The 21,001-nt window shown below is 52.9% G+C and carries 17 protein-coding genes and 1 pseudogene; 7 read left to right on the top strand and 11 right to left on the bottom strand.

Going from position 1 to position 21,001, the window contains the following annotated elements:
* The first annotated feature begins 92 nt into the window (after positions 1-92).
* From prpB to codA, 6 genes are all read left to right on the top strand, one after another.
* Entirely contained in the window at positions 93-983 is an 891-nt protein-coding gene (gene prpB / locus ACJHYO_RS07465; RefSeq protein ID WP_085446377.1) for a methylisocitrate lyase, read from the top strand.
* Positions 984-1,142: 159 nt separating this feature from the next.
* Positions 1,143-2,312: a 2-methylcitrate synthase gene (gene prpC / locus ACJHYO_RS07460; RefSeq protein WP_021515873.1), complete on the top strand. Its 1,170-nt coding sequence runs from the start codon at positions 1,143-1,145 to the stop codon at positions 2,310-2,312.
* Between the two features lie 33 nt (positions 2,313-2,345).
* A complete protein-coding gene (gene prpD / locus ACJHYO_RS07455; RefSeq protein ID WP_001591604.1) occupies positions 2,346-3,797 on the top strand; it encodes a 2-methylcitrate dehydratase in 1,452 nt (483 codons plus the stop codon).
* Positions 3,798-3,836: 39 nt separating this feature from the next.
* Entirely contained in the window at positions 3,837-5,723 is a 1,887-nt protein-coding gene (gene prpE / locus ACJHYO_RS07450) for a propionate--CoA ligase (RefSeq protein WP_024232108.1), read from the top strand.
* Between the two features lie 324 nt (positions 5,724-6,047).
* Positions 6,048-7,307 (top strand): cytosine permease, encoded by a 1,260-nt coding sequence (gene codB / locus ACJHYO_RS07445; RefSeq protein ID WP_000076233.1) that lies wholly within the window; start codon positions 6,048-6,050, stop codon positions 7,305-7,307.
* Entirely contained in the window at positions 7,297-8,580 is a 1,284-nt protein-coding gene (codA, locus tag ACJHYO_RS07440) for a cytosine/isoguanine deaminase (protein WP_024232109.1), read from the top strand. The genes codB and codA overlap by 11 nt, the downstream gene beginning before the upstream one ends.
* Before the next feature lie 120 nt (positions 8,581-8,700).
* Here the strand turns inward: codA and lacA are convergent, their stop codons facing one another.
* From lacA to ACJHYO_RS07415, 5 genes and pseudogenes are all read right to left on the bottom strand, one after another.
* On the bottom strand, positions 8,701-9,312 hold the full coding sequence (gene lacA / locus ACJHYO_RS07435) for a galactoside O-acetyltransferase (protein WP_001350624.1): 612 nt from the start codon (positions 9,310-9,312) through the stop codon (positions 8,701-8,703).
* A gap of 65 nt (positions 9,313-9,377) precedes the next feature.
* Complete coding sequence (lacY, locus tag ACJHYO_RS07430; protein ID WP_000291549.1) at positions 9,378-10,631, bottom strand: lactose permease; 1,254 nt, start codon at positions 10,629-10,631, stop codon at positions 9,378-9,380.
* 51 nt (positions 10,632-10,682) lie between these two features.
* On the bottom strand, positions 10,683-13,757 hold the full coding sequence (gene lacZ, locus ACJHYO_RS07425) for a beta-galactosidase (protein WP_001682636.1): 3,075 nt from the start codon (positions 13,755-13,757) through the stop codon (positions 10,683-10,685).
* Between the two features lie 122 nt (positions 13,758-13,879).
* Entirely contained in the window at positions 13,880-14,962 is a 1,083-nt protein-coding gene (gene lacI, locus ACJHYO_RS07420; RefSeq protein ID WP_000805862.1) for a DNA-binding transcriptional repressor LacI, read from the bottom strand.
* Positions 14,963-14,998: 36 nt separating this feature from the next.
* Positions 14,999-15,097 (bottom strand): annotated as a pseudogene (locus ACJHYO_RS07415) (GlxA family transcriptional regulator); the annotation flags it as partial.
* A 66-nt stretch (positions 15,098-15,163) separates the two neighbouring features.
* On the opposite strand from ACJHYO_RS07415, the gene ACJHYO_RS07410 reads away from it, so the two are divergent.
* Positions 15,164-15,703: a DUF2058 domain-containing protein gene (locus ACJHYO_RS07410; protein ID WP_001096700.1), complete on the top strand. Its 540-nt coding sequence runs from the start codon at positions 15,164-15,166 to the stop codon at positions 15,701-15,703.
* A 225-nt stretch (positions 15,704-15,928) separates the two neighbouring features.
* On the opposite strand, the gene fghA is transcribed toward ACJHYO_RS07410, so the two are convergent.
* From fghA to ACJHYO_RS07380, 6 genes are all read right to left on the bottom strand, one after another.
* Entirely contained in the window at positions 15,929-16,762 is an 834-nt protein-coding gene (gene fghA / locus ACJHYO_RS07405) for an S-formylglutathione hydrolase (protein ID WP_000419066.1), read from the bottom strand.
* Positions 16,763-16,854: 92 nt separating this feature from the next.
* A complete protein-coding gene (frmA, locus tag ACJHYO_RS07400; protein WP_000842109.1) occupies positions 16,855-17,964 on the bottom strand; it encodes an S-(hydroxymethyl)glutathione dehydrogenase in 1,110 nt (369 codons plus the stop codon).
* 34 nt (positions 17,965-17,998) lie between these two features.
* Entirely contained in the window at positions 17,999-18,274 is a 276-nt protein-coding gene (frmR, locus tag ACJHYO_RS07395; RefSeq protein ID WP_001141271.1) for a formaldehyde-responsive transcriptional repressor FrmR, read from the bottom strand.
* 188 nt (positions 18,275-18,462) lie between these two features.
* Positions 18,463-19,236, bottom strand: a complete 774-nt coding sequence (locus ACJHYO_RS07390) for a YaiO family outer membrane beta-barrel protein (RefSeq protein ID WP_000596101.1) — start codon at positions 19,234-19,236, stop codon at positions 18,463-18,465.
* Position 19,237: 1 nt separating this feature from the next.
* Positions 19,238-19,762, bottom strand: a complete 525-nt coding sequence (locus tag ACJHYO_RS07385; RefSeq protein ID WP_000582572.1) for an acetyltransferase — start codon at positions 19,760-19,762, stop codon at positions 19,238-19,240.
* Between the two features lie 34 nt (positions 19,763-19,796).
* The gene (locus ACJHYO_RS07380; protein ID WP_000860428.1) at positions 19,797-20,993 is read right to left on the bottom strand and encodes a glycosyltransferase; all 1,197 of its coding nucleotides are present in this window, start codon (positions 20,991-20,993) and stop codon (positions 19,797-19,799) included.
* Positions 20,994-21,001: the final 8 nt, after the last annotated feature.

Here is a 21,001-nt window from a genome sequence, read left to right as displayed (position 1 = left end):
ATTAAATATTTAATTTTATTAAGGCAATTGTGGCACACCCATTGCTTTGTCTTTATCAACGCAAATAACAAGTTGATAACAAAGGATGGGCTATGTCTCTACACTCTCCAGGTAAAGCGTTTCGCGCTGCACTTAGCAAAGAAACCCCGTTGCAAATTGTTGGCACCATCAACGCTAACCATGCGCTGCTGGCGCAGCGTGCCGGATATCAGGCGATTTATCTCTCCGGCGGTGGCGTGGCGGCAGGATCGCTGGGGCTGCCCGATCTCGGTATTTCTACTCTTGATGATGTGCTGACTGACATTCGCCGTATTACCGACGTTTGTTCGCTGCCGCTGCTGGTGGATGCGGATATCGGTTTTGGTTCTTCAGCCTTTAACGTGGCGCGTACGGTGAAATCAATGATTAAAGCCGGTGCGGCAGGATTGCATATTGAAGATCAGGTTGGTGCGAAACGCTGCGGTCATCGTCCGAATAAAGCGATCGTCTCGAAAGAAGAGATGGTGGATCGGATCCGCGCGGCGGTGGATGCGAAAACCGATCCTGATTTTGTGATCATGGCGCGTACCGATGCGCTGGCGGTAGAGGGGCTGGATGCGGCGATCGAGCGTGCGCAGGCCTATGTTGAAGCGGGTGCCGAAATGCTGTTCCCGGAGGCGATTACCGAACTCGCCATGTATCGCCAGTTTGCCGATGCGGTGCAGGTGCCGATCCTCGCCAACATTACCGAATTTGGCGCAACACCGCTGTTTACCACCGACGAATTACGCTGCGCCCATGTCGCAATGGCGCTCTACCCGCTTTCAGCGTTTCGCGCCATGAACCGCGCCGCTGAACATGTCTACAACATCCTGCGTCAGGAAGGCACACAGAAAAGCGTCATCGACACCATGCAGACCCGCAACGAGCTGTACGAAAGCATCAACTACTACCAGTACGAAGAGAAGCTCGACGACCTGTTTGCCCGTGGTCAGGTGAAATAAAAACGCCCGTTGGTTGTATTCGACAACCGATGCCTGATGCGCCGCTGACGCGACTTATCAGGCCTACGAGGTGAACTGAACTGTAGGTCGGATAAGACGCATAGCGTCGCATCCGACAACAATCTCGACCCTACAAATGATAACAATGACGAGGACAATATGAGCGACACAACGATCCTGCAAAACAGTACCCATGTCATTAAACCGAAAAAATCGGTGGCACTTTCCGGCGTTCCGGCGGGCAATACGGCGCTCTGCACCGTGGGTAAAAGCGGCAACGACCTGCATTACCGTGGCTACGATATTCTTGATCTGGCGGAACATTGTGAATTTGAAGAAGTGGCGCACCTGCTGATCCACGGCAAACTGCCAACCCGTGACGAACTCGCCGCCTACAAAACGAAACTGAAAGCCCTGCGTGGTCTACCGGCTAACGTGCGTACCGTGCTGGAAGCCTTACCGGCGGCGTCACACCCGATGGATGTTATGCGCACCGGCGTTTCCGCGCTCGGCTGCACGCTGCCAGAAAAAGAGGGGCACACTGTTTCTGGTGCGCGGGATATTGCCGACAAACTGCTGGCGTCACTTAGTTCGATTCTTCTCTACTGGTATCACTACAGCCACAACGGCGAACGCATCCAGCCGGAAACTGATGACGACTCTATCGGCGGTCACTTCCTGCATCTGCTGCACGGCGAAAAGCCGTCGCAAAGCTGGGAAAAGGCGATGCATATCTCGCTGGTGCTGTACGCCGAACACGAGTTTAACGCTTCCACCTTTACCGGCCGGGTGATTGCGGGCACTGGCTCTGATATGTATTCCGCCATTATTGGCGCGATTGGCGCACTGCGCGGGCCGAAACACGGCGGGGCGAATGAAGTGTCGCTGGAGATCCAGCAACGCTACGAAACGCCGGACGAAGCCGAAGCTGATATCCGTAAGCGGGTGGAAAACAAAGAAGTGGTCATTGGTTTTGGGCATCCGGTTTATACCATCGCCGACCCGCGCCACCAAGTGATCAAACGCGTGGCAAAGCAGCTCTCGCAGGAAGGCGGCTCGCTGAAGATGTACAACATCGCCGATCGCCTGGAAACAGTGATGTGGGAGAGCAAAAAGATGTTCCCCAATCTCGACTGGTTCTCCGCTGTTTCCTACAACATGATGGGTGTTCCCACCGAGATGTTCACACCACTGTTTGTTATCGCCCGCGTCACTGGCTGGGCGGCGCACATTATCGAACAACGTCAGGACAACAAAATTATCCGTCCTTCCGCCAATTACGTTGGACCGGAAGACCGCCAGTTTGTCGCGCTGGATAAGCGCCAGTAAACCTCTACGAATAACAATAAGGAAACGTACCCAATGTCAGCTCAAATCAACAACATTCGCCCGGAATTTGATCGTGAAATCGTTGATATCGTCGATTACGTGATGAACTACGAAATCAGCTCCAGAGTAGCCTACGACACCGCACATTACTGCCTGCTCGACACGCTCGGCTGTGGTCTGGAAGCTCTCGAATATCCGGCCTGTAAAAAACTGCTGGGGCCAATTGTCCCCGGCACCGTCGTACCCAACGGCGTGCGCGTTCCCGGAACTCAGTTTCAGCTCGACCCCGTCCAGGCGGCATTTAACATTGGCGCGATGATCCGTTGGCTCGATTTCAACGATACCTGGCTGGCGGCGGAGTGGGGGCATCCTTCCGATAACCTCGGCGGCATTCTGGCAACGGCGGACTGGCTTTCGCGCAACGCGGTCGCCAGCGGCAAAGCGCCGTTGACCATGAAACAGGTGCTGACCGGAATGATCAAAGCCCATGAAATTCAGGGCTGCATCGCGCTGGAAAACTCCTTTAACCGCGTTGGTCTCGACCACGTTCTGTTAGTGAAAGTGGCTTCCACCGCCGTGGTCGCCGAAATGCTCGGCCTGACCCGCGAGGAAATTCTCAACGCCGTTTCACTGGCGTGGGTGGACGGTCAGTCGCTGCGCACCTATCGCCATGCGCCGAACACCGGCACGCGTAAATCCTGGGCGGCGGGCGATGCCACTTCCCGCGCGGTACGTCTGGCACTGATGGCGAAAACCGGCGAAATGGGTTATCCGTCAGCCCTGACTGCGCCTGTGTGGGGCTTCTACGACGTCTCCTTTAAAGGCGAATCGTTCCGCTTCCAGCGCCCGTATGGTTCTTACGTGATGGAAAATGTGCTGTTCAAAATCTCCTTCCCGGCGGAGTTCCACTCCCAGACGGCAGTTGAAGCAGCGATGACGCTCTATGAACAGATGCAGGCAGCAGGCAAAACGGCGGCGGATATCGAAAAAGTGACCATTCGCACCCACGAAGCCTGTATTCGCATCATCGACAAAAAAGGGCCGCTCAATAACCCGGCTGACCGCGACCACTGCATTCAGTACATGGTGGCGATCCCGCTGCTGTTCGGGCGCTTAACGGCGGCAGATTACGAGGACAACGTTGCGCAAGATAAACGCATCGACGCCCTGCGCGAGAAGATCAATTGCTTTGAAGATCCGGCGTTTACCGCTGACTACCACGACCCGGAAAAACGCGCCATCGCCAATGCCATAACCCTTGAGTTCACCGACGGCACGCGCTTTGAAGAAGTGGTGGTGGAGTACCCCATTGGTCATGCTCGCCGCCGTCAGGATGGCATTCCGAAACTGGTCGATAAATTCAAAATCAATCTCGCGCGCCAGTTCCCGACTCGCCAACAGCAGCGCATTCTGGAGGTTTCTCTCGACAGAACTCGCCTGGAACAGATGCCGGTCAATGAGTATCTCGACCTGTACGTCATTTAAGTAAACGGCGGTAAGGCGTAAGTTCAACAGGAGAGCATTATGTCTTTTAGCGAATTTTATCAGCGTTCGATTAACGAACCGGAGAAGTTCTGGGCCGAGCAGGCCCGGCGTATTGACTGGCAGACGCCCTTTACGCAAACGCTAGACCACAGCAACCCGCCGTTTGCCCGTTGGTTTTGTGAAGGCCGAACCAACTTGTGTCACAACGCTATCGATCGCTGGCTGGAGAAACAGCCAGGGGCGCTGGCATTGATTGCCGTCTCTTCGGAAACAGAGGAAGAGCGTACCTTTACCTTCCACCAGTTACATGACGAAGTGAATGCGGTGGCGTCAATGCTGCGCTCACTGGGCGTGCAGCGTGGCGATCGGGTGCTGGTGTATATGCCGATGATTGCCGAAGCGCATATTACCCTGCTGGCCTGCGCGCGCATTGGCGCTATTCATTCGGTGGTGTTTGGGGGATTTGCTTCGCACAGCGTGGCGGCGCGAATTGATGACGCTAAACCGGTGCTGATTGTCTCGGCTGATGCCGGGGCGCGCGGCGGTAAAATCATTCCGTATAAAAAATTGCTCGACGATGCGATAAGTCAGGCACAGCATCAGCCGCGTCACGTTTTACTGGTGGATCGCGGGCTGGCGAAAATGGCGCGCGTTAGCGGGCGGGATGTCGATTTCGCGTCGTTGCGCCATCAGCACATCGGCGCGCGGGTGCCGGTGGCATGGCTGGAATCCAACGAAACCTCCTGCATTCTCTACACCTCCGGCACGACCGGCAAACCTAAAGGTGTGCAGCGTGATGTCGGCGGATATGCGGTGGCGCTGGCGACCTCGATGGACACCATTTTTGGCGGCAAAGCGGGCGGCGTGTTCTTTTGTGCTTCGGATATCGGCTGGGTGGTAGGGCATTCGTATATCGTTTACGCGCCGCTGCTGGCGGGGATGGCGACTATCGTTTACGAAGGATTGCCGACCTGGCCGGACTGCGGCGTGTGGTGGAAAATTGTCGAGAAATATCAGGTTAGCCGCATGTTTTCAGCGCCGACCGCCATTCGCGTGCTGAAAAAATTCCCTACCGCTGAAATTCGCAAACACGATCTTTCGTCGCTGGAAGTGCTCTATCTGGCTGGAGAACCGCTGGACGAGCCGACCGCCAGTTGGGTGAGCAATACGCTGGATGTGCCGGTCATCGACAACTACTGGCAGACCGAATCCGGCTGGCCGATTATGGCGATTGCTCGCGGTCTGGATGACAGGCCGACGCGTCTGGGAAGCCCCGGCGTGCCGATGTATGGCTATAACGTGCAGTTGCTCAATGAAGTCACCGGCAAACCGTGTGGCGTCAATGAGAAAGGGATGCTGGTGGTGGAGGGGCCATTGCCGCCAGGCTGTATTCAAACCATCTGGGGCGACGACGACCGCTTTGTGAAGACGTACTGGTCGTTGTTTTCCCGTCCGGTGTACGCCACTTTTGACTGGGGCATCCGCGATGCTGACGGTTATCACTTTATTCTCGGGCGCACTGACGATGTGATTAACGTTGCCGGACATCGGCTGGGTACGCGTGAGATTGAAGAGAGTATCTCCAGTCATCCGGTCGTTGCCGAAGTGGCGGTGGTTGGGGTGAAAGATGCGCTGAAAGGGCAGGTGGCGGTGGCGTTTGTCATTCCGAAAGAGAGCGACAGTCTGGAAGACCGTGAGGTGGCGCACTCGCAAGAGAAGGCGATTATGGCGCTGGTGGACAGCCAGATTGGCAACTTTGGCCGCCCGGCGCACGTCTGGTTTGTCTCGCAATTGCCAAAAACGCGATCCGGAAAAATGCTGCGCCGCACGATCCAGGCGATTTGCGAAGGACGCGATCCTGGGGATCTGACGACCATTGATGATCCAGCGTCGTTGGATCAGATCCGCCAGGCGATGGAAGAGTAGGTCGGATAAGGCGCTCGCGCCGCATCCGACACCGTGCGCAGATGCCTGATGCGACGCTGACGCGTCTTATCATGCCTACAGGCCTGAACCGTAGGTCGGATAAGGCGCTCGCGCCGCATCCGACACCATGCGCAGATGCCTGATGCGACGCTGACGCGTCTTATCATGCCTACCCACTGTTTTTACACAGATAAGTTTCCCCCGCCTTTTTGCACTCATTCATATAAAAAATATATCCCCCTACGAAAACGATTGCTTTTTATCTTCAGATGAATAGAATGCGGCGGATTTTTTGGGTTTCAAACAGCAAAAAGGGGGAATTTCGTGTCGCAAGATAACAACTTTAGCCAAGGGCCAGTCCCGCAGTCGGCGCGGAAAGGGGTATTGGCATTGACGTTCGTCATGCTGGGATTAACCTTCTTTTCCGCCAGTATGTGGACCGGCGGCACTCTCGGAACCGGTCTTAGCTATCATGATTTCTTCCTCGCAGTTCTCATTGGTAATCTTCTCCTCGGTATTTACACTTCATTTCTTGGTTACATTGGCGCAAAAACCGGCCTGACCACCCATCTTCTTGCTCGCTTCTCGTTTGGTGTTAAAGGCTCATGGTTGCCTTCACTGCTGCTGGGCGGCACCCAGGTTGGCTGGTTTGGCGTTGGCGTGGCGATGTTTGCTATTCCGGTGGGCAAGGCAACCGGGCTGGATATTAATTTGCTGATTGCCGTCTCCGGTTTACTGATGACCGTCACCGTCTTCTTTGGCATTTCGGCGCTGACAGTTCTTTCGGTGATTGCGGTTCCGGCTATCGCCTGCCTTGGCGGTTATTCCGTGTGGCTGGCCGTTAACGGCATGGGCGGACTGGACGCATTAAAAGCGGTCGTTCCCGCACAACCGTTAGATTTCAATGTCGCGCTGGCGCTGGTTGTGGGGTCATTCATCAGTGCGGGTACGCTCACCGCTGACTTTGTCCGGTTTGGTCGCAATGCCAAACTGGCGGTGCTGGTGGCGATGGTGGCCTTTTTCCTCGGCAACTCGTTGATGTTTATTTTCGGTGCAGCGGGCGCTGCGGCACTGGGGATGGCGGATATCTCTGATGTGATGATTGCTCAGGGCCTGCTGCTGCCTGCGATTGTGGTGCTGGGGCTGAATATCTGGACCACCAACGATAATGCGCTCTATGCGTCGGGTTTAGGTTTCGCCAACATTACCGGTATGTCGAGCAAAACCCTTTCGGTGATTAACGGTATTATCGGTACGGTCTGCGCATTATGGCTGTATAACAATTTTGTCGGCTGGTTGACCTTCCTTTCGGCAGCTATTCCTCCGGTGGGCGGCGTGATCATCGCTGATTATCTGATGAACCGTCGCCGCTATGAGCACTTTGCGACCACGCGTATGATGAGTGTCAATTGGGTGGCGATTCTGGCGGTCGCGCTGGGGATTGCCGCAGGCCACTGGTTACCGGGAATTGTTCCGGTCAACGCGGTATTAGGTGGCGCGCTGAGCTATCTGATCCTTAACCCGATTTTGAATCGTAAAACGACAGCAGCAATGACGCATGTGGAGGCTAACAGTGTCGAATAACGCTTTACAAACAATTATTAACGCCCGGTTACCCGGCAAAGAGGGGCTGTGGCAGATTCATTTTCACGACGGAAAAATCAGCGCCATTGATGCGCAATCCGGGGTGATGCCCATAACTGAAAACAGCCTGGATGCCGAACAAGGTTTAGTTTTACCGCCGTTTGTGGAGCCGCATATTCACCTGGACACCACGCAAACCGCCGGACAACCGAACTGGAATCAGTCCGGCACGCTGTTTGAAGGCATTGAACGCTGGGCCGAGCGCAAAGCGTTATTAACTCATGACGATGTGAAACAACGCGCATGGCAAACGCTGAAATGGCAGATTGCCAACGGCATTCAGCATGTGCGTACCCATGTCGATGTTTCGGACGCAACGCTGACTGCGCTGAAAGCAATGCTGGAAGTGAAACAGGAAGTTGCGCCGTGGATTGATCTACAAATCGTCGCCTTCCCGCAGGAAGGGATTTTGTCGTATCCCAATGGTGAAGCGTTGCTGGAAGAGGCGTTACGCTTAGGGGCAGACGTTGTTGGGGCGATTCCGCATTTTGAATTTACCCGTGAATATGGCGTGGAGTCGCTGCATAAAACCTTCGCCCTGGCGCAAAAATACGACCGTCTCATCGATGTTCACTGTGACGAGATTGATGATGAGCAATCACGCTTTGTCGAAACCGTTGCTGCCCTGGCGCACCGTGAAGGCATGGGCGCGCGAGTCACCGCCAGCCATACTACGGCAATGCACTCCTATAACGGGGCGTATACTTCGCGCCTGTTTCGTTTGCTGAAAATGTCCGGTATTAACTTTGTCGCCAACCCGTTGGTCAATATTCATCTGCAAGGACGTTTCGATACGTATCCAAAACGTCGCGGCATCACGCGCGTTAAAGAGATGCTGGAGTCCGGCATTAACGTCTGCTTTGGTCACGATGATGTCTTCGATCCGTGGTATCCGCTGGGAACGGCGAATATGCTGCAAGTGCTGCATATGGGGCTGCATGTTTGCCAGCTGATGGGCTACGGGCAGATTAACGACGGCCTGAATTTAATCACCCACCACAGCGCCAGGACGTTGAATTTGCAGGATTACGGCATTGCCGCCGGAAACAGCGCCAACCTGATTATCCTGCCGGCTGAAAATGGGTTTGATGCGCTGCGCCGTCAGGTTCCGGTACGTTATTCGGTACGTGGCGGCAAGGTGATTGCCAGCACACAACCGGCACAAACCACCGTATATCTGGAGCAGCCAGAAGCCATCGATTACAAACGGTAATCGGCTGGGTTACCGCGAGCGTAGTTTATGCCGGATGCGGCGTGAACACCTTATCCGGCCTACGTAGATCTCTGAAATTGTAGGCCTGATAAGCGGAGCGCATCAGGCAATTTTGCTTATTTAAACTGAAGACTCAACTTTAAAATCTTTGAAATAATATTGCTTATCCCGGTCGTTTATTTCGCGAATAACCCGACAAGGAACGCCAGCAGCCACGACGTTTGGTGGAATGTCTTTTGTGACGACACTACCCGCGCCAATAACAGAATTATCCCCGATGGTGACGCCTGGATTAATAACCACATGACTTCCGATCCAGACGTTATTGCCAATCGTTATCGGAAAAGAGTACATCTCTCCGTTTTTTCTCAATTCATGGTGTACCGGGTGTCCCGTAACGGAAAGAGTAACGTTGGGTGCAATCAGTACGTTATCACCGATCGTTACCGTGTAGTCGTCGACAATGGTTAAATTGAAATTTGCATAAAAATTGCGGCCTATATAGATGTTGGAACCGTAAGAGAAATAGACGGGGGGTTCTACCCAGGCGTTTTCCCCTACCGTGGCAAACATTTCTTTAATCAGACTTTCTCTTTTATCAACTTCTGATGGATGCGAGTGATTAAACTCATACATTAACGTTTTTCCACGAAGTCTTTTTTCAGGTAAGCCTTCGCACATATCGGTAAATAGCTTGCCTGCTTTTATTCTTTCTGTCATCGACATGTTCATTGCGATCATTCCGCCCTGATATGTTGGTCGGATAAGGCGCTCGCGCCGCATCCGACATTGATTGCTTAAGCGACTTCATTCACCTGACGACGCAGCAAGGAAAGCGGGCCGGGGCCGCTAAGCGTGAACACGGAAATTAAGGTGAAGCCCAGCGCCACCAGACCCAGCACCAGATAAGCGCCCTGGAAACCGATGCTTTCATACATATTGCCCGCCAGTACAGACATAAAAATCATCGCCAGTTGCTTAAAGAAGCAGAAACAGACCAGATAAATCGTCGCTGAAAAACGCACTTCAAACTGGCTGGTAATATATTTAAAGCAGCCCACCAGCAGGAACGGTACTTCAAACATATGCAGCGTTTTCAGAATAACCACTTCCAGCGCTGAGGTGGCGAACGATGAGCCAATAATACGTACAGACATAATAGTGCCAGCCAGCAGCAGGGCATTTTTCCCACCGATGCGATTAATGATCAGTGGCGCAAAGAACATAATCGAGGCATTAAGTAATTCGCCCATTGTCGTTACGTAGCCAAATACCCGCGTACCCTGTTCACCGGTAGCAAAAAACGAAGTAAAGAAATTAGCAAACTGTTGGTCAAAAACATCGTAGGTGCAGGAAACGCCAATAACATACAGTGACAAAAACCACAGTTTTGGCTGTCTGAACAGTTCCAGCGCCAGCTTAAGGCTAAATGCCGAATGGTTGGCACCTACCGCATTGGCAACCGTGGCTGAAGAGGGCGCATCCGTTTTGGCGAAAAAGAGTAAAACGGCGAGGATGAGTGCACAGCCAGAACCCAGCCAGAAAACAAACTGATTATTGATGGTGAACATGATGCCGACAATCGAGGCACACAGCGCCCAGCCAACACAGCCAAACATCCGCGCGCGACCAAATTCGAAATTACTGCGACGGCTGACTTTCTCGATAAATGCCTCTACTGCTGGCGCACCGGCGTTAAAACAAAAGCCAAGATAAATACCACCAACAATCGATCCTACTAAAATGTTGTATTGTAACAGTGGTCCGAAGATAAAAATAAAGAACGGCGCAAACATCACTAACATGCCGGTAATAATCCACAGCAGGTATTTGCGCAGCCCGAGTTTGTCAGAAAGCAGACCAAACAGCGGTTGGAATAATAGCGAGAACAGAGAAATAGCGGCAAAAATAATACCCGTATCACTTTTGCTGATATGGTTGATGTCATGTAGCCAAATCGGGAAAAACGGGAAGTAGGCCCCCATGATAAAAAAGTAAAAGAAAAAGAATAAACCGAACATCCAAAAGTTTGTGTTTTTTAAATAGTACATAATGGATTTCCTTACGCGAAATACGGGCAGACATGGCCTGCCCGGTTATTATTATTTTTGACACCAGACCAACTGGTAATGGTAGCGACCGGCGCTCAGCTGGAATTCCGCCGATACTGACGGGCTCCAGGAGTCGTCGCCACCAATCCCCATATGGAAACCGTCGATATTCAGCCATGTGCCTTCTTCCGCGTGCAGCAGATGGCGATGGCTGGTTTCCATCAGTTGTTGTTGGCTGTAGCGGCTGATGTTGAACTGGAAGTCGCCGCGCCACTGGTGTGGGCCATAATTCAATTCGCGCGTCCCGCAGCGCAGACCGTTTTCGCTCGGGAAGACGTACGGGGTATACATGTCTGACAATGGCAGATCCCAGCGGTCAAAACAGGCTGCAGTAAGGCGGTCGGGATAGTTTTCTTGCGGCCCCAGGCCGAGCCAGTTTACCCGCTCTGCGACCTGCGCCAGCTGGCAGGTCAGGCCAATCCGCGCCGGATGCGGTGTATCGCTTGCCACCGCAACATCCACATTGATGACCATCTCACCGTGCCCATCAATCCGGTAGGTTTTCCGGCTGATAAATAAGGTTTTCCCCTGATGCTGCCACGCGTGGGCGGTCGTAATCAGCACCGCGTCGGCAAGTGTATCTGCCGTGCACTGCAACAACGCCGCTTCGGCCTGGTAATGGCCCGCCGCCTTCCAGCGTTCGACCCAGGCGTTAGGGTCAATGCGGGTCGCTTCACTTACGCCAATGTCGTTATCCAGCGGCGCACGGGTGAACTGATCGCGCAGCGGGGTCAGCAGTTGTTTTTCATCGCCAATCCACATCTGTGAAAGAAAGCCTGACTGGCGGTTAAATTGCCAACGCTTATTACCCAGCTCGATGCAAAAATCCGTTCCGCTGGTGGTCAGTTGAGGGATGGCGTGGGACGCGGAGGGGAGTGTCACGCTGAGGTTTTCCGCCAGACGCCATTGCTGCCAGGCGCTGATGTGTCCGGCTTCTGACCATGCGGTCGCGTTTGGTTGCACTACGCGTACCGTTAGCCAGAGTTGTCCGGCGCTCTCCGGCTGCGGCAGTTCAGGCAGTTCAATCAACTGCTTACCTTGCGGGCCAACATCCAGAGGCACTTCACCGCTTGCCAGCGACTTGCCATCCAGCGCCACCGACCAGTGCAGGAACTCGTTATCGCTATGACGGAACAGGTATTCGCTGGTCACTTCGATGATTCGCCCGGATAAACGGAACTGGAAATACTGCTGCTGGTGTTTTGCTTCCGTCAGCGCCGGATGCGGCGTGCGGTCGGCAAAGACCAGACCGTTCATGCAGAACTGGCGATCGTTCGGCGTATCGCCAAAATCACCGCCGTAAGCCGACCACGGGTTGCCGTTTTCATCATATTTAATCAGCGACTGATCCACCCAGTCCCAGACGAAGCCGCCCTGTAAACGGGGGTACTGACGAAACGCCTGCCAGTATTTAGCGAAGCCGCCAAGACTGTTACCCATCGCGTGGGCATATTCGCAAAGGATCAGCGGGCGCATTTCTCCAGGCAGCGAAAGCCATTTTTTGATGGACCATTTCGGCACCGCCGGGAAGGGCTGGTCTTCATCCACGCGCGCGTACATCGGGCAAATAATATCGGTTGCGGAGGTGTCGGCTCCGCCGCCTTCATACTGTACCGGGCGGGAAGGATCGACAGATTTGATCCAGCGATAGAGTGCGTCGTGATTAGCGCCGTGGCCTGACTCATTCCCCAGCGACCAGATGATCACACTCGGGTGATTACGATCGCGCTGCACCATCCGCGTTACGCGTTCGCTCATCGCGGGTAGCCAGCGCGGATCATCGGTCAGACGATTCATTGGCACCATGCCGTGGGTTTCAATATTGGCTTCATCCACCACATACAGGCCGTAGCGGTCGCACAGCGTGTACCACAGCGGATGGTTCGGATAATGCGAACAGCGCACGGCGTTAAAGTTGTTCTGCTTCATCAGCAGGATATCCTGCACCATCGTCTGCTCATCCATGACCTGACCATGCAGAGGATGATGCTCGTGACGGTTAACGCCGCGAATCAGCAACGGCTTGCCGTTCAGCAGCAGCAGACCATTTTCAATCCGCACCTCGCGGAAACCGACATCGCAGGCTTCTGCTTCAATCAGCGTGCCGTCGGCGGTGTGCAGTTCAACCACCGCACGATAGAGATTCGGGATTTCGGCGCTCCACAGTTCCGGATTTTCAACGTTCAGGCGTAGCGTGACGCGATCGGCATAACCGCCACGCTCATCGATAATTTCACCGCCGAAAGGCGCGGTGCCGCTGGCGACCTGCGTTTCACCCTGCCACAAAGAAACCGTCACCCGCAGTTCATCGCGCAGCTCGCCGTACATCTGAACTTCTGCCTCCAGTACCGCGCGGCTGAAATCATCATTAAAGCGAGTGGTAACTTGGAAATCGCTGATTTGCGTGGTCGGTTTATGCAGCAACGAGACGTCACGGAAAATGCCGCTCATCCGCCACATATCCTGATCTTCCAGATAACTGCCGTCACTCCAGCGCAGCACCATCACCGCGAGGCGGTTTTCTCCGGCGTGTAAAAATGCGCTCAGGTCAAATTCAGACGGCAAACGGCTGTCCTGGCCGTAACCGACCCAGCGCCCGTTGCACCACAGATGAAACGCCGAGTTAACGCCATCAAAAATAATTCGCGTCTGGCCTTCCTGTAGCCAGCTTTCATCAATATTAAATGTGAGCGAGTAACAACCTGTCGGATTCTCCGCGGGAACAAACGGCGGATTGACCGTAATGGGATAGGTCACGTTGGTGTAGATAGGCGCATCGTAACCGTGCATCTGCCAGTTTGAGGGGACGACGACAGTATCGGCGTCAGGAAGATCGCGCTCCAGCCAGCTTTCCGGCACCGCTTCTGGTGCCGGAAACCAGGCAAAGCGCCATTCGCCATTCAGGCTGCGCAACTGTTGGGAAGGGCGATCGGTGCGGGCCTCTTCGCTATTACGCCAGCTGGCGAAAGGGGGATGTGCCGCAAGGCGATTAAGTTGGGTAACGCCAGGGTTTTCCCAGTCACGACGTTGTAATACGACGGCCAGAGAATCCGTAATCATAGTCATAGCTGTATCCTGTGTGAAATTGTTATCCGCTCACAATTTCACACAACATACGAGCCGGACACATAGAGTGTAAAGACTGGGGTGCCTAATGAGTGAGCTGACTCACATTAATTGTGTTGCGCTCACTGCCCGCTTTCCAGTCGGGAAACTTGTCGTGCCAGCTGCATTAATGAATCGGCCAACGCGCGGGGAGAGGCGGTTTGCGTATTGGGCGGAAGGGTGGTTTTTCTTTTCACCAGTGAGACGGGCAACAGCTGATTGCCCTTCACCGCCTGGCCCTGAGAGAGTTGCAGCAAGCGGTCCACGCTGGTTTGCCCCAGCAGGCGAAAATCCTGTTTGATGGTGGTTAACGGCGGGATATAACACGAGCTGTCTTCGGTATCGTCGTATCCCACTACCGAGATATCCGCACCAACGCGCAGCCCGGACTCGGTAATGGCGCGCATTGCGCCCAGTGCCATCTGATCGTTGGCAACCAGCATCGCAGTGGGAACGATGCCCTCATTTAGCATTTGCATGGTTTGTTGAAAACCGGACATGGCACTCCAGTCGCCTTCCCGTTCTGTTATCGGCTGAATTTGATTGCGTGTGAGATATTTATGCCAGCCCGCCAGACGCAGACGCGCCGAGACAGAACTTAATGGGCCTGCTAACAGCGCGATTTGCTGGTGACCCAATGCGACCAGGTGCTCCACGCCCAGTCGCGTACCGTCTTCATGGGAGAAAATAATACTGTTGATGGGAGTCTGGTCAGAGACATCAAGAAATAACGCCGGAACATTAGCGCAGGCAGCTTCCACAGCAATGGCATCCTGGTCATCCAGCGGATAGTTAATGATCAGTCCACTGACGCGTTGCGCGAGAAGATTGTGCACCGCCGCTTTACAGGCTTCGACGCCGCTTCGTTCAACCATCGACACCACCACGCTGGCACCCAATTGATCGGCGCGAGATTTAATCGCCGCGACAATTTGCGACGGCGCGTGCAGGGCCAGACTGGAGGTGGCAACGCCAATCAGCAACGACTGTTTGCCCGCCAGTTGTTGTGCCACGCGGTTGGGAATGTAATTCAGCTCCGCCATCGCCGCTTCCACTTTTTCCCGCGTTTTCGCAGAAACGTGGCAGGCCTGGTTCACCACGCGGGAAACGGTCTGATAAGAGACACCGGCATACTCTGCGACATCGTATAGCGTTACTGGTTTCACATTCACCACCCTGAATTGACTCTCTTCCGGGCGCTATCATGCCATACCACGAAAGGTTTTGCGCCATTCGGCGGGGCTGACGCCGAAGTGAGATTTAAAATGCTGACGCCAGGTCACAGGTGAGAGAAAACCCACGCCAATACACCTACGGCGTTTACAGGTATACTCGCTAAAAATTATTCAGCGGGTTTGGAAACAAAGATGGCAAAACTTACCTTACAAGAGCAGTTGCTCAAAGCGGGACTAGTCACCAGCAAAAAAGCGGCGAAGGTGGAGAGAACGGCGAAAAAATCGCGCGTTCAGGCGCGTGAAGCTCGGGCTGCGGTAGAAGAAAATAAAAAGGCACAGCTTGAGCGTGATAAACAGCTTAGCGAACAGCAAAAACAAGCGGCGTTGGCGAAAGAATATAAAGCCCAGGTGAAGCAGCTCATTGAAATGAACCGAATCACCATTGCCAATGGCGATATTGGTTTTAACTTCACTGACGGCAATCTGATTAAGAAAATCTTTGTCGATAAAATCACGCAAACGCAGTTGATTAATGGTCGTCTGGCGATTGCCCGCTTGTTGGTCGATAACAATAACGAAGGTGAATACGCCATTATTCCCGCCAGCGTTGCCGATAAAATTGCTCAGCGTGATGCCAGCAGTATTGTGTTGCACAGCGCGCTCAGCGCCGAAGAGCAGGATGAAGACGATCCGTATGCCGACTTCAAAGTGCCTGATGATTTGATGTGGTAAACATAGATAAGCCGTGCAGTGATGCCTGATGCGACGCTTACGCGTCTTATCAGGCCTACGGTTTATGGGCGAAGTGTAGGCCGGATAAGGCGTTCACGCCGCATCCGGCAGCCGTGCGCAGATGCCTGATGCGACGCTTTTCGCGTCTTATCAGGCCTACGGTTTACGAGCGAAATGTGGGCCGGATAAGGCGTTTACGCCGCATCCGGCAGTCGTGCACTATTATCAACGCATATTCAGTTTATTGGCGTGGTACGCAATATGCTCGCCAATAAAACTGGAGACAAAATAATAGCTGTGATCATAACCCTCGTGATAACGGATTAACGTCTTGATATTCATCTCCTGGCAGATCTTTTCAAGATTTGGAGTCCGCAGCTGTTCTGCGTAAAAATCATCACTCAATCCCTGATCAACCATGATTTCCGCAACGCGTTGACCTTGTGAAATAAGACTCACCGGGTCGTAATCCAACCAGGCATCTTTATTTTCACCAAGATATGCGGCAAAGGCTTGCTGTCCCCACGGTACTTGCGATGGGGAGACAATGGGCGAAAACGCCGAGACGCTGGCATATTCATCTGGGTTACGTAACGCCAGCACCAGCGCGCCCAGCCCGCCCATAGAATGACCTGAGATAGACTTTCTGGCCGTTGCTGGAAAATGATGCATCACTAAATTCGGCAGCTCGTTGCGGATATAGTCATACATTTTGTAATGTTCATTCCACGGCGCTTGCGTCGCGTTCAGGTAAAACCCGGCACCTTGCCCGAGATCGTAACGGTCAGCATCTGCGACATGACTGCCTCGCGGACTGGTGTCCGGCGCAACAACAATAATGTTGTGCTCAGCCGCGTAACGCTGCATCCCCGATTTAGTAATGAAATTCTGCTCGTTGCAGGTCAGGCCTGAAAGCCAGTACAACACCGGCAATTTTTCATTCTCGGCTTTTGGTGGGAGATAGACGCCGACATTCATTTCACATTTCAGTGATTGGGAATAATGCCGATACACATTTTGCCAGCCGCCAAAGCTGGCATGTTTTTCAATGAGTTCCATCAGTCATTATCTCACGGTTAATCCCCCGGACGGCTGCCCGGGGAGAGTATTAAGAACCCCGTCTGAACTGGACGGGGTAAACCAGCGGGAAATCAGTAACGAATTACGGTTCGAATGGATTTACCTTCATGCATCAGGTCGAAGGCGTCATTAATTTCATCCAGGCTCATTGTATGCGTGACAAACGGTTCCAGATCGATATCACCTTTCATCGCATCTTCAACCATACCCGGTAACTGGGAACGACCTTTCACGCCGCCAAACGCGGAACCTTTCCATACGCGACCGGTGACCAACTGGAATGGACGGGTGGAGATTTCCTGACCAGATCCTGCGACACCGATGATCACCGATTGACCCCAGCCGCGGTGCGCACTTTCCAGCGCCGCACGCATCACGTTGACGTTACCGATGCATTCAAAGGTATGGTCGATACCCCATTTGTTGATATCCAGCAGGACATCTTTAATCGGTTTGTCGTAGTCATTCGGGTTAATGCAGTCGGTGGCACCGAAGCGACGCGCCAGTTCGAATTTCTTCGGGTTGGTATCGATAGCGATAATCCGTCCCGCTTTCGCCTGACGCGCGCCCTGAACCACTGCCAGACCAATCGCGCCAAGACCAAACACGGCAACAGAATCACCTGGCTGGACTTTAGCTGTGTTGTGTACCGCGCCAATACCGGTGGTCACGCCACAGCCCAGCAGGCAGACGTGTTCATGGTTCGCTTCTGGATTAATTTTGGCCAGAGACACTTCCGCTACCACGGTGTATTCACTGAATGTTGAGCATCCCATGTAGTGATAAAGCGGCTGCCCGTTGTAAGAAAAACGGGTGGTGCCGTCTGGCATCAAGCCTTTGCCCTGCGTTTCGCGAACCGCGACACACAGGTTGGTTTTGCCAGAACGACAGAACTCACACTCGCCGCACTCTGCGGTGTAAAGCGGGATCACATGGTCGCCAGGTTTGACGCTGGTTACGCCTTCACCGACTTCAACTACAACCCCGGCCCCTTCGTGACCGAGAACCACCGGGAAGACACCTTCCGGGTCATCGCCGGAGAGGGTAAATGCGTCGGTATGGCAAACACCGGTATGGGTGACTTTAATCAGCACTTCACCTTTTTTCGGTGGTGCAACGTCAATTTCAACGATTTCCAGCGGTTTACCGGGAGCAAATGCAACGGCAGCACGTGATTTCATCTCTCGCTCTTCCTCAATATGGTAATAGATTCAGCTATTTAAGATAGGCACGAACCAGTTCAATAGTGTCGTCAACGGATTGGCTGACTTCGCGGCTGTAGCAGTCATTTCGGTCAAACGTTTCCCGGATATGGCTTTCAAGCACTTCTGCCATCAGCCCGTTAGCCGCGCCCCGAACGGCAGCGATCTGTTGGAGTATGGCACGGCATTCGGCATCACCCTCCAGCGACCGTTCCAGAGCATCAATCTGCCCCCGAATACGACGAACTCGAGTAAGGACCTTTTTCTTCTCTTCCGGAGTACTGGGCATTTCGCACCTCATCATCTGCACGCAATATACTATAGGGGGGTATGCTATATGTCAATGCATACCCCCCTATAGTATATAACACTGGAGAATAAAATTTATCCGGTGAATGTAGTCGGAAAACAAAGAGGAAAGGTGGTGGGGGCTAATCGGCAGGGAAGGCCGCCCCGGATAGCGGGCGGCAGAAGGAATCAGAATTTCCAGGTCAGATGGGCTGCAAGTTGCAGACCGTTATAATCATCGGTTGGGGTGTCGTACCACACTTTACCTGCCGTCAACCCGAGATTAAGTTGCTCAGTCAGCGGTTGAATACGTTGTAAACTGATGCTCTTCATGCTGCCGTAGCGTGTTTCTGGCGTCCAGTCGTAGGTGTAAGCACCTGTTCCGCGGCTTAGCCATAGTTGCGTGTAACCAGTGCCGCGCGGGTCATTCAGACGCACGGAAATCATATTGCTGTAACTACCACCTGCATCGCTGGAGTCATAATGGGTATAGCGATAGCTGGTGATCACCGGGCCAGTATAGAGTGATATGCCACCTTGCCAGGCATCGACTTCGACATCATCGTAATATTTAGTGTAGCGATAACCGGTCGTGAAAAGCGTTTTTGGCAACAGGGCCAGGTTAATATCCTGACGAAAATCCTGGCGGGCAAAGACCGGCGTATTATCCGCAAAGGCAATACCCGTTCGGGTTGTCAGCCAGTTATTCCATTTGTACCAGACTGCACCCTGGCCGCGAGTGGCATTGAAATGTTCAGTTTCATAATCACGACGCCCCTGGGAAAGATTAAAAAGCAGCGTTGCGTTTTCAACTTTCGCCACCAGTTCAGCATACGCTAAATTACGGTTGCCATGATCGCCAGAATAATCGGTAAAATCGTAGCCCGCGGTAATGGAAGTTAACCCGGCATAAACGGGTAATGCGCTAAAAATTGCCGCCGCTAATAACGTCCGTTTTATCATTTTAATCTCCTGTACGGATAAGTTCTTGTCGGAGTGAATAAGTTCCGGTAGGTAAATTACGTTCTACAATCACGCGCGGGCCAAGTTGCGTGTTCGGGGAAATAATTCGCCCAGGCAAAATAATAACTTGTACGCCAAGGCGTGAACGCTGCCCGATATAACAACCTAATTTATCGCATCCGGTAGCGATAATTCCATCTGGAGTTCGAACAGACACGGGCTGTTCATCCAGACGATGATTACTGGTTCGTACTTGTGCGCCCAAATATGCCTGGTTTGCAACTACCGAGTCGGCAATAAAGCATTGCGGACCAATCGTGGCTTCCGCTTCAATAACCGCATTTTTAATTTCGGTGGCAAAACCAATTCTTACGCCATTGCTGATTATTGTGCCAGGACGAATAAACGCATAATTACCTATCAGGCAGTTTGCGCCAATCACTACCGGACCCTGAATAACGGCACCGTGGCAAATACGGGTATTCGCGCCGATAACAACCTCACCGGCACTTTCATCAATAATCACCTGGTCTGCAATCTGAATATTTTTCTCTTTAACATTAAGCTTCAGATAGTTTTTCAGTTCCTGTGACAGAAGGGTGGGAATAAGCGGTTGACGCTTCCACCAGTGCGGAATAGCGGGTGGGTTTGTCGCGCTGAGGTTCGCGTCCAGTAAAAAAGGCAATAAGTCCATAAATAATCCAGATGGCATAAGCTAATAATACATACACAACGGAAAGCGGTGCTAAAGGCACCAACAACCAGCAACGATGAAACCAGGCGCTAAATGCACCAATAACACAAACTACGCCGACCCAGATAAGCGGGAACATTGCCAACACCACACCATGTGGCCCGGTGGTGATGAATTCATTAAACCAGGTAGTGAGATAAATACCAACGCCATAAAGCACAACCAACAGCATAGGAAATATACTGAAGATACCGAAGCGGCTAAATAAAAGTCTTTTATGCAGGCGCATACAGACCGCGTAGCCCACAATCCAACGCCGCCAGCGGCGCCACTCCTCACGCGGACTGTTACATTCCTGTGGGTATACGATGCAGCGATTCGCCTGCCGAATACGGTAGCCGTTTGCCACCAATGTCCAGGTGAGATCAAGGTCTTCGACTTTAGTACGATCCGAGAAACCGAACTTACGCAATACATCAGTACGGAACATCCCGCAGGCACCGCTGATGATAAACGGTGCGCCGCCCAGAAGCTGCTGTAGCGTGCGCTTCATAACAATCATCGGCAACTTTACGGTCGCGCGGATGTGTGGTAACAGACCCGCGCCTTTCAACGCAGTAGAGGGAATGCCGCCTACGGCATCAGCGCCACGCTCAATTTCCGCCAGCATATAGCCCATTCCGTCTTGATCGGGCGGAACATAGGTGTCGGCATCACTTAAAAAAACCTGATCGCAGGTGGCGTAATTGAGGCCATTCATCAGCGCACCACCTTTACCGGTATTTTTTTGCGTGACGGCAACAAAGCGGTCGCCCCATTTGCGTTTGACTTCCGCCATGACCGCTTCGGTATTGTCCGTGGAGCCGTCGTTAACGCAAATTACCCGGCAAAAATAAGGGTTACGCAGCAGATTATCCAGTGACTGCGCCAGACACGGGCCTTCGTTATAAGCAGGTATAATGGCGTCAATACAGCCTTTCTTTTGGCTGGGCTTACGCCTTAACGTACTCAGAAACCATAGCAATATTGCTACGGCCATACATATAAAGATCCAGGTTTTCATGCAATTTG

The sequence above is a fragment of the Escherichia sp. WS1118 genome (assembly GCF_046487695.1).
GTDB classification, from domain to species: domain Bacteria; phylum Pseudomonadota; class Gammaproteobacteria; order Enterobacterales; family Enterobacteriaceae; genus Escherichia; species Escherichia coli.
Note: the sequence above shows the minus strand (reverse complement) of the source record. Positions and strands in the feature narration are given on the sequence as shown.

What these genes read in the sequence shown, in the direction of transcription:
- ACJHYO_RS07390 (WP_000596101.1), bottom strand. Translation starts at nt 19,236, where the DNA reads ATGATAAAACGGACGTTATTAGCGGCGGCAATTTTTAGCGCATTACCC.
- lacZ (WP_001682636.1), bottom strand. Translation starts at nt 13,757, where the DNA reads ATGACTATGATTACGGATTCTCTGGCCGTCGTATTACAACGTCGTGAC.
- prpB (WP_085446377.1), top strand. Translation starts at nt 93, where the DNA reads ATGTCTCTACACTCTCCAGGTAAAGCGTTTCGCGCTGCACTTAGCAAA.
- frmR (WP_001141271.1), bottom strand. Translation starts at nt 18,274, where the DNA reads ATGCCCAGTACTCCGGAAGAGAAGAAAAAGGTCCTTACTCGAGTTCGT.
- lacY (WP_000291549.1), bottom strand. Translation starts at nt 10,631, where the DNA reads ATGTACTATTTAAAAAACACAAACTTTTGGATGTTCGGTTTATTCTTT.
- prpD (WP_001591604.1), top strand. Translation starts at nt 2,346, where the DNA reads ATGTCAGCTCAAATCAACAACATTCGCCCGGAATTTGATCGTGAAATC.
- ACJHYO_RS07380 (WP_000860428.1), bottom strand. Translation starts at nt 20,993, where the DNA reads ATGAAAACCTGGATCTTTATATGTATGGCCGTAGCAATATTGCTATGG.
- prpE (WP_024232108.1), top strand. Translation starts at nt 3,837, where the DNA reads ATGTCTTTTAGCGAATTTTATCAGCGTTCGATTAACGAACCGGAGAAG.
- lacA (WP_001350624.1), bottom strand. Translation starts at nt 9,312, where the DNA reads ATGAACATGTCGATGACAGAAAGAATAAAAGCAGGCAAGCTATTTACC.
- fghA (WP_000419066.1), bottom strand. Translation starts at nt 16,762, where the DNA reads ATGGAACTCATTGAAAAACATGCCAGCTTTGGCGGCTGGCAAAATGTG.
- frmA (WP_000842109.1), bottom strand. Translation starts at nt 17,964, where the DNA reads ATGAAATCACGTGCTGCCGTTGCATTTGCTCCCGGTAAACCGCTGGAA.
- prpC (WP_021515873.1), top strand. Translation starts at nt 1,143, where the DNA reads ATGAGCGACACAACGATCCTGCAAAACAGTACCCATGTCATTAAACCG.
- ACJHYO_RS07410 (WP_001096700.1), top strand. Translation starts at nt 15,164, where the DNA reads ATGGCAAAACTTACCTTACAAGAGCAGTTGCTCAAAGCGGGACTAGTC.